The following is a 15,093-nucleotide window of genomic DNA, read 5'->3' as shown; positions in this document are numbered from 1 at the left end:
TTTCGCAAAATTGTGTAACATCGCTTAAAGCTTGTGAATGAGTTGCTTGTTTCGTATAGCGTGCTTGTTCCGGCTGATAAAGAAATAGTTTAAACAAATGAAACCAATTACAAAAGAAGTTTACCTGAAATGGTACGAAGACATGCAGTTCTGGAGAAAGTTCGAAGACAAACTCGCTGCATTGTATATCCAACAGAAAGTTCGAGGATTTTTGCATTTATATAACGGTCAGGAAGCGGTATTAGCTGGAGCTTTGCACGCTATGGACTTATCTAAAGACAAAATGATTACGGCCTACCGTAACCACGTTCAGCCTATTGGTATGGGAACCGATCCTAAACGCGTAATGGCGGAATTGCTGGGAAAAGTAACCGGAACATCTAAAGGTATGGGTGGTTCCATGCACATTTTCGACAAAGAGCACGGTTTTTATGGTGGTCACGGAATCGTTGGTGCGCAAATCCCAGTAGGGGCTGGAATCGCTTTTGGGGATAAATATTTCAATACTGGCGGGGTTACCTTAACGTATTTTGGTGACGGAGCAGCACGTCAGGGATCGCTTCATGAAGCTTTCAATATGGCGATGTTGTGGAAACTTCCCGTAGTTTTTATCGTGGAAAACAATGGTTACGCGATGGGAACTTCTGTGGAGAGAACCGCAAACCATACCGACATCTGGAAATTAGGATTAGGCTACGAAATGCCATGCGGGCCAGTAGATGGAATGAATCCGATTAAAGTGGCAGAAGCCATGCATGAAGCTATCGAAAGAGCACGTCGTGGTGATGGACCAACGTTCTTGGAGATGAAAACGTACCGTTACCGAGGTCACTCAATGTCGGATGCACAGCATTACAGAACTAAAGAAGAGGTGGATGAGTACAGAAAAATTGACCCAATCACTCAGGTTTTGGATATCATTAAAGAAAATAACTATGCTACCGATGCGGAAATTGAGGTAATTGATCAGCGCGTGAAAGACTTGGTAGACGAATGCGAAAAATTCGCCGAAGAATCTCCGTATCCAGAAGTTGGTCAGTTGTATGATGTTGTTTACGAACAGGAAAATTATCCATTTTTACCACATAAATTATAATCGATTATGGCAGTAGTAATTACCATGCCGCGTTTGAGCGACACCATGACCGAAGGTGTTGTGGCAACTTGGTTAAAAAAAGTAGGCGATGTAGTGAAAGAAGGAGATATTCTTGCAGAAATCGAAACCGATAAAGCAACGATGGAATTCGAATCGTTCAATGCAGGAACACTTTTGCATATAGGAATTCAAGAAGGCGAATCGGCTCCGGTTGATTCACTTTTAGCAATCATAGGACAACCGGGTGAAGATATTTCCGCTTTATTAAATGGAGGAAGCGCGCCGGCTCCAAAAACAGAAGCTGCTCCAGTGGCTGAAGTTAAAGCAGAGACTCCAAAAGCTTCAGCAGAACTTCCGGCAGGAGTGAAAGTGGTAACCATGCCACGCTTGAGCGATACCATGACCGATGGAACGGTGGCGACTTGGTTAAAGAAAGTTGGAGATACCGTTAAAGAAGGCGATATTTTAGCAGAAATCGAAACCGATAAGGCAACGATGGAGTTTGAATCGTTCAATGCAGGCACTCTTTTATATATTGGTGTTAACGAAGGGCAAACGGCTCCGGTAGACAGTATTTTGGCTATTATCGGCCCTGCAGGAACTGATGTTTCTGGGGTTGCGGCTAATTTTACTGCAGGTGGAGCGGTTGAAGTTCCTAAGGCTGAGACTGTAACCGAAGCAAAAGCGGAAGTAACGGCACCAGTGCAAACACAAACCGCTTCTGGAGGAAGAGTTTTTGCTTCTCCATTGGCTAAAAAAATCGCTCAAGACAAAGGAATCGATTTATCACAGGTAAAAGGTTCCGGAGAAAACGGACGTATCGTAAAAAGCGATGTGGAAGGCTTTACACCACAAGCTGCAGCTTCTCAAGCGGTAGCAGCACCAGCAGCTACAACTGCTGCGCCGGCTGTAAAACCATTTGTTCCGGCTGGAGAGAAATTCCAGGAAGAAATCAAAAATTCGCAAATGCGCAAAACGATCGCACGTCGTTTGGCAGAATCGAAATTCACGGCTCCGCATTACTACTTGACTATTGAAGTGGCAATGGACGAAGCGATGAAATCGAGAGCAGTTATTAATACAGTGCCGGATACTAAAGTGTCTTTTAATGATATGGTAGTGAAGGCATGTGCAATGGCATTGAAGAAACATCCGCAGGTAAATTCACAATGGAGAGAAGACGCCATGATTATCAACCACCACGTTAATATCGGTGTTGCCGTTGCGGTGGAAGATGGTTTGGTAGTTCCGGTGTTAAATTTTACCGATCAAATGAGTTTGACTCAAATTGGTGCGAATGTGAAAGATTTGGCTGGAAAAGCGAAAAACAAAAAACTGACGCCGGCAGAAATGGAAGGAAGTACCTTTACGGTTTCCAATTTGGGAATGTTCGGAATTCAGTCGTTTACTTCAATTATTAACCAACCGAATTCCGCGATTTTATCGGTAGGAGCTATTGAGGAAAAACCAGTAGTAAGAAATGGGCAGATTGTTGTGGGTAATACTATGACAGTAACTCTGGCTTGCGACCACAGAACCGTGGATGGAGCAACAGGAGCACAGTTCTTACAAACATTGCGTCAGTATTTAGAAAATCCGGTAACGATGTTGGCGTAAGCCCGTCGTTTGTAATAAATTAAATCCCGTTTTGAAATTCAGGACGGGATTTTTAGTATTTTAGTTTTATGAAGAATATTATCATCACAGGGACTTCACGGGGTATAGGTTTTGAGCTGGCTTTGCAGTTTGCGGCTGCCGGACATCAGGTTTTGGCGCTTTCGCGTAAAATTCCGCAAGGCTTGTTGGGAAATGCCAACATTACTTGTTTTTCCGTGGATTTATCAGTTGAAGAAGATTTAAGTAAAGTCACTCATTTTATCGATTCGTCTTGGAAAAAAGTAGATGTGATTATTCACAACGCAGGCTCTTTACTGAACAAGCCTTTTGGAGAAATTTCTTCGGAAGAATTTGAAAAGGTGTATAAAGTGAATGTCTTTGGAGTAGCGAGCCTTACCCGAATTTGTTTGCCGTATCTTCAAAAAGGAAGTCATGTGGTAACGATAAGTTCAATGGGAGGTATTCAGGGAAGTATGAAGTTTCCAGGCTTGTCTGCCTACAGTTCCAGTAAAGGTGCTGTGATTACGTTATCCGAATTGCTAGCCGAGGAATACAAAGAAAGAGGTATTTCTTTCAATGTACTGGCGTTAGGAGCGGTTCAAACCGAAATGCTACAAGAAGCGTTTCCCGGTTATGAGGCCCCTATTAAGGCTAAGGAAATGGCGGAGTATATTTTCGATTTTGCCTTATCAGGGAACAAGTATTACAATGGGAAAGTGTTACAGGTTTCTTCTACAACGCCTTAAACCATGAGTGATGTCCTTCTGAAATATCTGCCCGAACACGCTGTTCCCGCTTGTTTTGAACTCATCAAAGTCAATAGTGTACATTTGAAGATTGTCAACGAGCGCGTAACCCGTCATGGTGATTATCGTAGGCATCCCGATGGATTTCATCAGATTACAGTAAACGCCAGTCTGAACAAATACCGTTTTCTGATTACCTTAATTCATGAAATTGCCCATTTGGTGGCTTTTGAAAAATATGGACGAAACATAAAACCGCATGGCGATGAATGGAAGCTGACATTTCAGAAAATGATGGTGCCATTTATCCGTCCGGAAGTTTTTCCAAGTCAGTTGTTGCCGCTTTTGGCGCGTCATTTCAGAAATCCAAAAGCCAGTAGCGATACCGATGCAACGTTATCATTAGCCTTAAAACAATTCGATCCGGTTAACGATAAAAATTATATCTTTGAGATCCCGTATGGTAGTACTTTTCGCATACACAACGGAAAAATATTTAAAAAAATAGCGCTTCGCACCAAACGGTATGAATGCATTGAATTGCAAACGGGCAGGATTTATCTGTTCAATCCGAATGCAGAAGTAGAATTATTACCGAGTTAAGTAAATTTAAGTCACTCAGTAACTTAAGAAAAAAAATGAACAAAAATTATTACGCAATCATAATGGCCGGCGGTGTAGGTTCCCGTTTCTGGCCGGTTAGTACAACAGAATTTCCCAAGCAGTTTCACGATATGTTGGGAACCGGAGAAACATTAATTCAAAAAACATTCAGTCGTTTATCGCAGCTTATTCCAAAGGAAAACATTATAATTCTTACCAATGAAGTGTATAACGACATTGTTTTGGAACAGTTACCGATGGTGAAACAGGAACAGATTGTTCTGGAGCCTGCGATGCGTAATACAGCACCTTGTATTTTATACGCATCTTTAAAAATCAAGAAGATGAACCCTGATGCGGTTATGGTTGTTGCGCCAAGTGATCACTGGATTGAAGATGAGGTGCAGTTTTGTGCCAATTTGCAATTAGCGTTTGATTTTTGTGATCGTGATGAAAACCTGATGACCTTGGGGATTTTGCCCACTTTTCCAAATACAGGCTACGGTTACATCGAATACGATAAGCTTGATTCACGTCCCGTAAAAAAAGTGAAACAGTTTCGTGAGAAACCAGATTATGCTACTGCACGTAAATTCATTCAGAGTCGTAATTTCCTTTGGAATGCCGGTATTTTTGTTTGGAGTGTAAAAACGGTTTTGAAATCTTTTGAAGAATTTCAGCCGAGTATGTATGCGCATTTCATGAACGGTTACGACGTTTATAATACCGATAAGGAAAATGCATTCATTCAAGACAATTACCCTCTGGCACAGAATATTTCCGTGGATTATGCTATTCTTGAAAAAGCCCAGAATGTATTTGTGTTACCGGCTACTTTTGACTGGAACGATTTAGGTACCTGGGGTTCGTTGTATGATAAATTGCCAAAAGATGAACAAGACAATGCGGTAGTCAACGCAACCGTTATACTGGAAAACGCATCTAATAATATAATTCGTACAGAAGGCAAGAAATTAGTAGTGGTGGATGGCCTTCAGGATTTTATTATTGTTGATAAAGACGATGTGTTGTTAATTTATCCAAAAGGGAAGGAACAGGAGATTAAGAGGATAACAGCAATGGCGAACGAATTGAAGTAATCTTTTTAATACTATATAATGAAAAGAGCCCTAATCTTTTTCTTCTTTTTTTTAGTGTCTAATTTTTCTTTTGGACAGTTAAGTAATTTTACATTGCAGGTAACCGCGACGAATGAAACCTGCAGCGGTAATGGAGTACTTACTTTTACCGTAACGAATACCACACCGGGAGCTACCATCATTTACAATGTATACAGGCTGCCGGATGTGACTACGCCAATTACCGTAACGAGCGCCAATAGTTTTACGGGACTTGTTGCCGGGAATTACAGAGTGGTGGCGACGCAATCCCTTGGAGCTTTATCCAATTCGCAGCAGCAGGATGCGGTAATTGTAAATGCGATTGTACCTCTTGAATTTAATTTAGACGTTAAAAACGTGTTGTGTGGGAATGATGGTGAAATTACCGTAAATGTCACGCAGGGAAGTGCGGTGAATTATGAAATCATATCAGGGCCGATGACCTTTCCTTTGCAGACGTCCAATCGATTTGTTGGATTGACTACGGGTTCTTATCAAGTGCGTGTATTTGATTCTTGTGGTAACGGTGTCGTAAGGGATGTAACCATTACTCGGCCATCGATTCCAAATCTTATCATTGGTGGGTATATGCCCAATGAATTTACTTGTAACTCAATTGATATGTTAATTGGGATTTCAAGCGGTACTACAGATCTGCAAAATATAATTGCCTATCCGCTGAATGTGGAAACTACGGTGTTTCCGCCATCCGGAGCTCCTATAGTGAGCAATTTGACAGTGAATGCAGGACATCTTACTCAGCAACAGTTGACCGTTCCCATTGCTTTTTTTCCAGATCAATCTTATACTTTTAATCTGAAAATAACGGATGCCTGTGGTACCGTTTATCAGCTAAATAATAATACTGTTAATATTGTTTTAAATTTAGAACTTCAAGAAGGGGTGTTTTTCTGTGGTCAAAAGTTACTCGTTAATCCTATAAATTATGTTGCTCCTTATACCGTGACTTTTGTTTCGGCTCCTCCGGGTTTTAATCCCTTACAGTTTAACAGTAGTCATCCAGGACCTTTTACAGAACCAACAGAGTATGGAAATGCGGCAATAGCTTATCCGGAAGGCGATTATGTAGTACAAATCACCGATGCCTGTGGCAGGACGATTACGAAAAGTTATACGACAAGGCCGCTTCCTCTGGAGTTTACCATACAGGAATATATGGAAGACTGTGTTAAAAAGTTTTCCATTGAGACGGCCTCCGAGTCACCTTTTACCGTTGAGTTTTTATCCGCACCAGCCGGTTTTAATCCGGTACAGTTTAACCCGGCTCATCCGGGACCATTTGTGTTGCAGGCAGAATATTTTAATATAACCGTGCCTTACCCGGACGGAACGTATGTGATACGAATTACTGATGTTTGCGGAAGAACAGCAACAGAAGAATATACTACAATTCCGTTAGGAAACAGTTTGATGGTGTTTACGCTGCCAGGATGTGCTGATGGGGAAGGTTCTGTATTTCTTAGAAACGGTGAGGGCTTTCAAAATGTATACATAGAGACGGCACCATCGGGCTTTGGGCAAACTTTGCCTTACGATGTGAGTCACAACATTAAAAGCGATATTGATTTTTTTTCGATGAATTCGCTTCCGGCCGGAACCTATACACTGCGTTATGTGAACACCTGTAACCAGTCGAAGGTTGAAACCATTACAATACCCGGTTATCAGATAACATCAAATCAGGTAGTTGTAACCGAGCATTGCAGTTCTTTCGATGTTCAACTGAATTTTGCATCCAATTCTTCATCGGGGGATTTTTGGCTGCAAAAATATTTCCCGCAAAATAACAGTTGGGGGCATCCGCAAACGGGCTATTCAGACAATTTTCCGTTAAGTCCGGCAAATGCTCTCCCAATGATTAATAATATGGTTAATACCAATTTTAATTATTTAGGAAGATTCAGAATTGTAACCACTTTCAGCGTTTTTACAAATGGAGAAAATGCAGATGGAACCTGTCAGCGCGTGCTTCATGAGTTTGAATTTACTTCAGGTCCGGAAATCAGTAATGTTTACAGTTATTCCTGTTCCAACAGTTTAGTGGATGTGATTGTAGATGCAGTAGGGGCGGCACCATTGCAATACAGGATTACGCTGAAAAACGGGCAGCCTTTTGTTGTGAATAACGGAGGGTCTGCATTGTTTTCAAGCCTTGATGCCGGTGTTTACAATTTTCAGATTGAAGATTCCTGTGGTAATATATTTAACAGGATATACGATATCAGTACGCCGGTAAGTTTTGCCATTTCTTCCAGCAATTTGTGTGATGGGCAAACCGGTTCACTTTCCGTACCCTACTTTTCTTTTTTGAGTTACGAATGGTGGAAAGACAACAATACAGCAACAATTTTGAGTACGACGAATGTTTTAACTTTTCCCAGTTTTAATTCGGCTGCCAATTTCGGAACTTATCATGTGCGTATTTTCAATTCGAGTAATCCTAACTCCTGTATGAATACCGTGATGGATTTTGTCATTTCCAATGAATTAAACAATCCTGTTGCCGGTTCGGATAACAATGTGGTATTGTGTGGCGGGCAAAATGTAATTAATCTTTTTGATTATCTGACAGGGCCTTATGATGCTAACGGAGTTTGGGAAGAAATCTCATCAAGCGGTACGCTTACCAATAATTTTTGGGATACGACTTCCATCGCAGCCGGAACTTATACCTTTAAATACCGTGTGGATGGGTTGTGTAGTGTTTTTGATGAAGCATTTGTACAAATTGAAATAGGGGAAATTCCTGAAGCTCCCGTTGCCTCTGGGGACACTATTGTTTGTGAAGGTGAAACATTACATCTTTTTGCCTCGGATATAGCCGGAGTTACGTACCAATGGACAGGGCCAAATGGTTTTGTGTCCAACGAGCAAAATCCGGAAATTCCTAATATGGGAGCTGGGAATCAAGGCGTTTATTCCGTAAGCGTACTTCAGGATGGTTGTGAATCCGGTGCTAGTACTGTTGAGGTCGTGATGGAAAGCCTGCCATATTTTTCAGTTAAAAATGCTTGCGAAAACAGTCTGACGTATCTTTCCGTGGAATTGTTAAATCCAGCTATCGATTTAGATTCAATGGAATACACTTGGACCTATCCGGATGGAACCACGGTAACCAATACCAATCCAATAAATGTAACCGGAAATGTAACGGGAAGTTATATATTGACCATGACTAGTCCAAACGGCTGTACCGTTACTAATTCCATTGATGTTGCCTGCACCCATTGTGGTATTCCGAGAGGTGTGTCGGCTAACAACGACGGATTAAATGATACTTTCGATTTATCCTGTCTGACTGGTATAGTCAATGCGAAAATATTCAACCGTTACGGGGTTACCGTTTATGAAAAAGACAATTATATTGACGAATGGGATGGTAAAGATTTTAATGGGCGTTTGCTCCCGCCGGCAACCTATTACTATGTGGTTAAGTTTGCTTCCGGAGATGTGAAAACCGGTTGGGTTTATTTGAATCATTAAGAAGAAGATAGTACGCATAAAAAAAGGAGTCTAAATTGACTCCTTTTTTATTGTTATAATTTATCAGCTCGGTTTTGTGCTTTTCGCACTTTTTTGAACAGTTCTGACGAATACACAAAATCCACAATAGCTTCGTTATCCGTTTTGAAAATTTCTTTTTTAGTACCTTCCCAAGCCAAAACCCCTTCTTTCAGGAATACGATTTTTTCCCCGATTTCCATTACCGAGTTCATGTCGTGCGTATTGATCACGGTAGTGATGTTGTACTCCTCTGTAATTTCCTGAATCAGGTTGTCAATAACCACAGCGGTTTTCGGATCCAGACCGGAATTCGGTTCGTCACAGAAAAGATACCTTGGGTTATTTACAATGGCGCGCGCAATGGCAACACGTTTCTGCATCCCTCCGGAAATCTCGGAAGGCTTCTTTTTATGGGCGTTAATGAGTTTTACACGGTCAATTACAAAATCTACACGCTCCTGAATTTCCCGGGGATTCTTATTACTGAACATTTTCAAAGGGAATCCGATGTTTTCTTCCACCGTCATTGAATCAAAAAGTGCGCTTCCCTGGAATACCATTCCTATTTCGGTACGCAATTCTCTTTTTTCGTCGGGATTCATTTCGGAATAAATTCTGCCATCGAACGAAATGATACCGGTGTCTACCGTGTGAATTCCCAGTAAGCTTTTAAGTAAAACCGTTTTTCCGGATCCCGATTGCCCAATAATCAAATTGGTTTTCCCGGTATCGAAAGTCGTGCTGATCCCTTTTAAAACTTTCTGTTCGCCAAAAGATTTTTCTACATTTTTTACCTCAATCATTTTCTTATTTGCTTAACAGTAATTGTGTTAGAATATAGTTCATTAAAATAATTGCTACCGATGTCCAAACGAACGAAGTCGTACTCGCTTTTCCTACTTCCAGCGCACCACCTTTCATGTAATAGCCGTGAAAAGACGGAATCGTAGCCAGTAAAAAGGCAAAAACCACCGTTTTGATAAACGCATAAGTAACGTGAAACGGTATAAACTCAACCTGTAGTCCTGTTTGAAATTCAGTACTGGTAGCAAAACCGCCGTAAACTCCGGCAATCCAACCACCGAAAATCCCTAAAAACATAGCCAAACCAATTACGAAAGGATATAGCATTAACGCTATAATTTTCGGAAAAACAAGATAGTTTAAAGAGTTTACCCCCATTACTTCCAACGCATCAATTTGCTCGGTAACACGCATCGTACCAATACTTGAGGTAATAAACGATCCCACTTTACCCGCCATAATGATGGAAATAAAAGTAGGGGCAAACTCCAGAATTACCGACTGACGCGTCGCAAAACCAATCAAATATCTCGGAATTAACGGATTGGTCAAGTTCAAGGCCGTCTGAATCGCCACAACCCCGCCCACGAAGAACGAAATGAACGCGACAATGCCTAAGGAACCAATGACCAAATCGTCAATTTCTTTCATGATGAGTTGTTTCATCATCGACCATTTGGTGGGTTTGTTGAAGACTTCCTTCAACATCAAAAAGTATTTTCCTATCTGGGATAAATATCGAATCATGCGTGTAAAAATATCTGCTAAAATAGTTATAAGTTATGACCCGGGAAAAATAATGTTTTATTTTTTGAACTGGCGGATCAGTTATGCGTTAGTAGTTTTTTTGGTGTGTCCTTTCAGGTCTGGCTATCCGCTGACCCGAGCGAAGCGAACTGACGAAGTAATCTTTTATTCTGCGTTGCTCCATAAAAGGATGCCGCTCCACACGAGCTATGCGAACTGGCGAAGCAATCTCTCACGCGGCATTCATTTCAAAATCGCCAATTGTTCAAAAATCTGAAAAAACTAAAATAGTTTCGCTTTCATCTTTTTCCAGCGGTAGCTTCGAACGAATTTTGCCTGTTCGGACGTAACCAACATCGTTTTCTTCTCCGATTTCGCTTTCCAGAAACCTTTTAAGTAATCCAAAAACAAAAGCGGTTTCCCTTTGCGCATCGCCAGTTTTAAAGAAGCGATTGCTGTGATGAAAAATCCGTAGCCTAAAGTGTAAAATGCTTCGCCTTGTTTGTAACGGGACGCTTGGTTGTAATTGGCTCCGGTGGGTTTTAAGTGTTTTACTTTCAGGCTTTCATCCGTCACTACTTTCCAATTGTAAAATTTGCATAACAGTTCGTCAACGGTATCCCAACCCATAGCCGGTTTGAGTCCACCAATCTGTTCGAAGCAGGCTTTTCGATACGCTTTAAAAGCCCCGCGAATGTGGTCTTTATCGGTTAAATTTTCTAAAATCCAGTCGCCGTTTTTCTCGATGTAGGCAAAGCCGCCCACCATTCCAATTTGGTCATCACTTTTAAAATGACCGATAATCGTTTCAAAATAATTGTCGGGAAAAATCAAATCGGCATCCGCTTTAACAATCAGATCGTACTCGTTGTCCAACGTTTCAAAGCCTTTGTGAAACGCCTGAATCACCTTACTGCCCGGCAAATGCACCGCATCCGAAGTTTTGTTTACCAAAGTAATCCATGAATGTTTTTGTGCAAAGTCCTGAACAATGTCCGCAGTTTTATCCGTAGAATTATCATTCACCACCACCACTTTGGCAGGTAAAACGGTTTGCTTTACCAACGATTCGAGCGTCAGTGCCATGAATTTTTCTTCGTTATGCGACGGGATTACGATGTAATATTTCATAATTGTACAAAAGTAGTGTGTAAATATCTTTATTTTTGTGGGATTAGAAAAATTACACGTTGGAAAAGAAACGATTTGCCTTTATCGAAATGGAAACCCATTCGGCTTTGCTCGAGCAATGGTACTTTTTGTTAAAGGAAATGTCCCAAATCGAGTTTGAGTTTTTTGTACATGAAAAAGTACTACACAAGCTCAGCAGCATTCCCAAAGAGAAAATTACGGTCGTGCCTTCTGTTTTCGAAATTTCTTTTAGCAGTTTTGACGCCATAGTGATCAATACCTTACACCGCAATTTTAATCAATACCAAACACTTTTTGAGCAAAAACCGGTGTTGTGTTTGCTGCACAACTTAAACTTCAGCCTGTTTTTCAAATCCATTTCATGGCGCAATGTTTTTAAGGAAAAAGAACGTTTTACCTATTTCCTGAAATTGTATCTGAAGGAAAAAGTCGGTTCGCATCGAAAACATATTGTCAAAGCGAAGCAATTTGGTGTTTTGTCCAAAAGTTTGCATGATGAGGTGGTTCGCAACGGTAAATTTGCAGAGAGGACAGCGATTATCCAGATGAATTATTGCCAATCGAATACCTTTTCAACCTCCGATACCATTAATATTGTGATGCCGGGTAACGTGTCGAACAAGCGTAAAGATGTGTCGATGCTGTTCTCGATTTTGCCGAAGCTTACACCGAAATCCAAACTGCATTTTACGTTTTTGGGAAAACCTGAGAATGATGCAATATTGGAACAGTTGGAAGCGTTAAAGCAAAAATGCTCGCCGCAAATCGAAATTACCCATTATCACCAATTCATTCCGTGGGAAGAATACAGCCGTGTAATTGCTAAGGCACATTTGTTACTATGTCCGATAAAAGCGCAAACATCGTTCTATTGGGTGGATGAAAGTTACGGAACAACCAAAGTGAGCGGAAGCGAAGCTGATTGCATTCACAACGGCAAAATTGGTTTGTTTCCAACATCGTATCCGAAAATGAATTGGCACAACCTGTATTACGAAAATGCTCCGGATTTAGAATCCATTTTAAACAACCTGACGATTGAGCAACTTGCTTCCGAATACGAAAAACTGCAACCGTATTTGCAGCAATATACCTTTGAAACCGTAAAAACCAATTTAGAAAATCAATTACTGGCGCTGGCCACTACCAAATAAAATGCTGAAATTTTTAATCAAAATGGCCTATCAGTTTTGGCCTTCGTTGTACAAAAAACGTTATTACAAAACGTTGGATTCCTTGTCAACCGGAAATTACAAATGCGAACCGGAACTATTGTACATTCAGCAAGTTCTGAAGCCGGATTCCGTGTTTGTCGACATCGGTACCAATAAAGGAATTTACTTGTATCAGGCGGAAAAAGTCATTACCACTGGAAAAGTAATTGGTTTTGAACCGAACAAAAGTCTGGTGAATTATATCAAACCCTTATTTCCTAAAGCGGAAATTTATCCGTTGGCGGTTTCTTCTCAACCCGGAACCGCTGTCTTGAATATTCCGAAAAAAGGCAATGGCTTACAGGACACACGTGCTTCTTTGGAAGCTATGGGTGAGGACGTGGAAAAAGTGGAAATCCAAATGGTGGCGCTGGACGATTTCGCCAAAGAAAAACAATGGTCCAGAATTGATGTTATCAAAATCGATGTGGAAGGGCATGAGTTTGATGCCGTAAAAGGTTGTGAAAACATCCTGAGAACCATCAAACCGATTTTCATCATCGAAATTGAATTGCGTCACGCGCATTATCCGATTAAAGACATTTTTGATTTCATTATCGGCTTTGGTTATGAGGTGTTTTACTTCGACCGAAAAACGTTGAAAACTGCTCCGTTTGATTGTAGTCAAATGGCGGAGTTTCAAAAAGACGAATATCTAAACGATTTTAATCGCTATATTAACAACTTTATTTTTATCCCAAAGAAATAATGTCCGTAGTCGCTCGTCAAAGTTTAAAATACAGCATCGTAGGCTATTTCAGTACCTTGATAGGCATTCTGTCAACGGTATTTTTGTATCCGAACGATTTAGAGTTTGCCGGGAAAATACAATACATCTTACCGACGGCTTTACTGTACTTGCCGCTGATTACTTTTGGAATTATGCACGCCAATGTTCGATTTTACCCTAAAATGGAACAGTCGCAAAACCAGCATAATCTTTTAAAATATTCCATTTGGTTCATTGTCAGGAATTTTGCCATTGTAACCTTCCTTTTTTGGCTGTTATCTTATTTTATCCGACAAATTAGAGAAACACAGTTTTATGCTTTTGCGGAATATATTTTTCCGGTCATGTTGTGTTTGGCGCTCATCCAGTTGTTCTCAAGGTTTATTTCGATTAAAAAAAGAATCGTAGTCCCGAATATTTTCGAAAATGTGTTTCCGAAATTGGGTCTGATTTTTGCTTTTAGCGCCTATTTCTTTTTTGAGGTTTCCGCGGCTACCGCTATTTGGATTGTAGTGTTGTTTTTCTTTTTGGCACTAATCGGAATGTATTTTTATGTACAACGTCTGGATCGGTTTACGGGAAAGACTTCGTTTAAGTTTTTAAAAGAAAACAATTTCCAGAAAGAACTCATGCAGTATTCGTTCTACACGTTCTTCGGAAGTCTGGGGTCAGTTGTGGCACTCAACATCGACGCAGTTATGATTGGGGAATTCATCGATGACTTTTCACAGTTAGCTATTTATAACACCTCCGCAAACTTAGTGCGTATGATTACCGTTCCGGCGTTGGGTGTTTATACTATTTCGGCACCCATCATCGCCAAGCACATTGAGGAAAATAATATGGTCGATTTAAAATCCCTGCATCATAAAACGTCGTTCTATTTGTTCACGATGGGAGCAGTGTTGTTCGGATTGGTTGCCTCCGGTATTGAAGATTTGTTCTTCTTGATGAAAAATGGGAGCGAATTGGTAAAAGGGCTACCGGTGGTTTATATTTTAGGTTTTGCCCTATTGTTCGATTTGGCTACGGGTTTTAACGGTTACATCATTACGAATTCTAAATACTACAAATTCAACAATACAACCACCATTGCTTTGGCGCTATTAACGATCGTAAACAACCTTGTTTTCCTGTTGATTTTTGAAATGGGAATTGTGGGGGTCGCCATCGCTACTTCTATTTCACTAACGGTATACAACTTAATTAAAATTGTGTTTAACTACCGAAAGTTTGGAGTGCATCCTTTTAGTACTAAGTATCTTTATGTATTAGGGCTTCTCATTCTTGTTTTGATTGTTGGTAGCTTCTTGCCGGATTTTGAGAATAAGTTTTTGACGCTTTGTTACAAGCCTGCCGTATCATTTGTGATTTTTGCACTTGGGAATTTAATCTTTAATATTATCCCATTCAAAGAGGTGCTACCAAAGTCACTATTTGGCAACAAGTGATTTTTATGGCTGTTAGTTGTCATGATCAATTGTTTGTAATGCTTTAATGTCTCTGAAATTGTAAGCTTCAAGTTGTTTGTGTAAGTTAATACTATAAAAAAGGAATTCAAAAAGCAGTTAGGATTCGCTTTGATTTTTAAGTCATCATTGACAATTCCCTTATTGATTTTAATAGAGAAGTTTTATTCTGGAAAAGTAGGTTTTCTATGTTTTTCCCGACAGCTGTAAATTTGATACTGTTGTTGTTTTGTGTTGTTTCATTTGTGTTCGATACAATTGAATTTTAA

The 15,093-nt window shown here is 40.4% G+C and carries 12 protein-coding genes; 9 read left to right on the top strand and 3 right to left on the bottom strand.

The window, feature by feature from the left end:
- Window positions 1-97 precede the first annotated feature (97 nt).
- From pdhA to ABGT15_RS08910, 6 genes are all read left to right on the top strand, one after another.
- The gene (gene pdhA, locus ABGT15_RS08935) at window positions 98-1,096 is read left to right on the top strand and encodes a pyruvate dehydrogenase (acetyl-transferring) E1 component subunit alpha (RefSeq protein WP_367231064.1); all 999 of its coding nucleotides are present in this window, start codon (window positions 98-100) and stop codon (window positions 1,094-1,096) included.
- 6 nt (window positions 1,097-1,102) lie between these two features.
- Window positions 1,103-2,713 (top strand): pyruvate dehydrogenase complex dihydrolipoamide acetyltransferase, encoded by a 1,611-nt coding sequence (locus ABGT15_RS08930; protein ID WP_367231063.1) that lies wholly within the window; start codon window positions 1,103-1,105, stop codon window positions 2,711-2,713.
- A gap of 68 nt (window positions 2,714-2,781) precedes the next feature.
- Entirely contained in the window at window positions 2,782-3,459 is a 678-nt protein-coding gene (locus tag ABGT15_RS08925) for an SDR family NAD(P)-dependent oxidoreductase (protein ID WP_367231062.1), read from the top strand.
- Window positions 3,460-3,462: 3 nt separating this feature from the next.
- On the top strand, window positions 3,463-4,062 hold the full coding sequence (locus tag ABGT15_RS08920) for a SprT-like domain-containing protein (protein ID WP_367231061.1): 600 nt from the start codon (window positions 3,463-3,465) through the stop codon (window positions 4,060-4,062).
- A 35-nt stretch (window positions 4,063-4,097) separates the two neighbouring features.
- Complete coding sequence (locus ABGT15_RS08915; RefSeq protein ID WP_367231060.1) at window positions 4,098-5,162, top strand: mannose-1-phosphate guanylyltransferase; 1,065 nt, start codon at window positions 4,098-4,100, stop codon at window positions 5,160-5,162.
- A gap of 18 nt (window positions 5,163-5,180) precedes the next feature.
- Complete coding sequence (locus tag ABGT15_RS08910; RefSeq protein ID WP_367231059.1) at window positions 5,181-8,687, top strand: gliding motility-associated C-terminal domain-containing protein; 3,507 nt, start codon at window positions 5,181-5,183, stop codon at window positions 8,685-8,687.
- Window positions 8,688-8,740: 53 nt separating this feature from the next.
- Here ABGT15_RS08910 and ABGT15_RS08905 read toward each other — a convergent pair whose 3' ends face one another.
- From ABGT15_RS08905 to ABGT15_RS08895, 3 genes are all read right to left on the bottom strand, one after another.
- Window positions 8,741-9,511, bottom strand: coding sequence for an ABC transporter ATP-binding protein (locus tag ABGT15_RS08905; protein ID WP_367231058.1), 771 nt, complete (start codon window positions 9,509-9,511; stop codon window positions 8,741-8,743).
- Between the two features lie 4 nt (window positions 9,512-9,515).
- A complete protein-coding gene (locus ABGT15_RS08900) occupies window positions 9,516-10,259 on the bottom strand; it encodes an MlaE family ABC transporter permease (RefSeq protein WP_367231057.1) in 744 nt (247 codons plus the stop codon).
- A gap of 282 nt (window positions 10,260-10,541) precedes the next feature.
- Entirely contained in the window at window positions 10,542-11,390 is an 849-nt protein-coding gene (locus ABGT15_RS08895; RefSeq protein WP_367231056.1) for a glycosyltransferase, read from the bottom strand.
- Between the two features lie 59 nt (window positions 11,391-11,449).
- Here ABGT15_RS08895 and ABGT15_RS08890 point away from each other — a divergent pair, with 59 nt between their 5' ends.
- From ABGT15_RS08890 to ABGT15_RS08880, 3 genes are read left to right on the top strand one after another with little or no spacing between them, the layout of a single operon-like run.
- Window positions 11,450-12,565, top strand: a complete 1,116-nt coding sequence (locus tag ABGT15_RS08890; RefSeq protein WP_367231055.1) for a hypothetical protein — start codon at window positions 11,450-11,452, stop codon at window positions 12,563-12,565.
- Window position 12,566: 1 nt separating this feature from the next.
- Window positions 12,567-13,334 carry an FkbM family methyltransferase gene (locus ABGT15_RS08885; protein ID WP_367231054.1) on the top strand — a complete coding sequence of 256 codons (768 nt, stop codon included), beginning with the start codon at window positions 12,567-12,569 and terminating at the stop codon, window positions 13,332-13,334.
- On the top strand, window positions 13,334-14,806 hold the full coding sequence (locus ABGT15_RS08880) for a lipopolysaccharide biosynthesis protein (RefSeq protein WP_367231053.1): 1,473 nt from the start codon (window positions 13,334-13,336) through the stop codon (window positions 14,804-14,806). Before ABGT15_RS08885 ends, ABGT15_RS08880 begins: the two co-directional genes overlap by 1 nt.
- Window positions 14,807-15,093 lie beyond the last annotated feature (287 nt).

This window comes from Flavobacterium enshiense (assembly GCF_040750275.1).
Lineage (GTDB): Bacteria > Bacteroidota > Bacteroidia > Flavobacteriales > Flavobacteriaceae > Flavobacterium > Flavobacterium enshiense_B.
Note: the sequence above shows the minus strand (reverse complement) of the source record. Positions and strands in the feature narration are given on the sequence as shown.

What these genes read in the sequence shown, in the direction of transcription:
- pdhA (WP_367231064.1), top strand. Translation starts at nt 98, where the DNA reads ATGAAACCAATTACAAAAGAAGTTTACCTGAAATGGTACGAAGACATG.
- ABGT15_RS08930 (WP_367231063.1), top strand. Translation starts at nt 1,103, where the DNA reads ATGGCAGTAGTAATTACCATGCCGCGTTTGAGCGACACCATGACCGAA.
- ABGT15_RS08925 (WP_367231062.1), top strand. Translation starts at nt 2,782, where the DNA reads ATGAAGAATATTATCATCACAGGGACTTCACGGGGTATAGGTTTTGAG.
- ABGT15_RS08920 (WP_367231061.1), top strand. Translation starts at nt 3,463, where the DNA reads ATGAGTGATGTCCTTCTGAAATATCTGCCCGAACACGCTGTTCCCGCT.
- ABGT15_RS08915 (WP_367231060.1), top strand. Translation starts at nt 4,098, where the DNA reads ATGAACAAAAATTATTACGCAATCATAATGGCCGGCGGTGTAGGTTCC.
- ABGT15_RS08910 (WP_367231059.1), top strand. Translation starts at nt 5,181, where the DNA reads ATGAAAAGAGCCCTAATCTTTTTCTTCTTTTTTTTAGTGTCTAATTTT.
- ABGT15_RS08905 (WP_367231058.1), bottom strand. Translation starts at nt 9,511, where the DNA reads ATGATTGAGGTAAAAAATGTAGAAAAATCTTTTGGCGAACAGAAAGTT.
- ABGT15_RS08900 (WP_367231057.1), bottom strand. Translation starts at nt 10,259, where the DNA reads ATGATTCGATATTTATCCCAGATAGGAAAATACTTTTTGATGTTGAAG.
- ABGT15_RS08895 (WP_367231056.1), bottom strand. Translation starts at nt 11,390, where the DNA reads ATGAAATATTACATCGTAATCCCGTCGCATAACGAAGAAAAATTCATG.
- ABGT15_RS08885 (WP_367231054.1), top strand. Translation starts at nt 12,567, where the DNA reads ATGCTGAAATTTTTAATCAAAATGGCCTATCAGTTTTGGCCTTCGTTG.
- ABGT15_RS08880 (WP_367231053.1), top strand. Translation starts at nt 13,334, where the DNA reads ATGTCCGTAGTCGCTCGTCAAAGTTTAAAATACAGCATCGTAGGCTAT.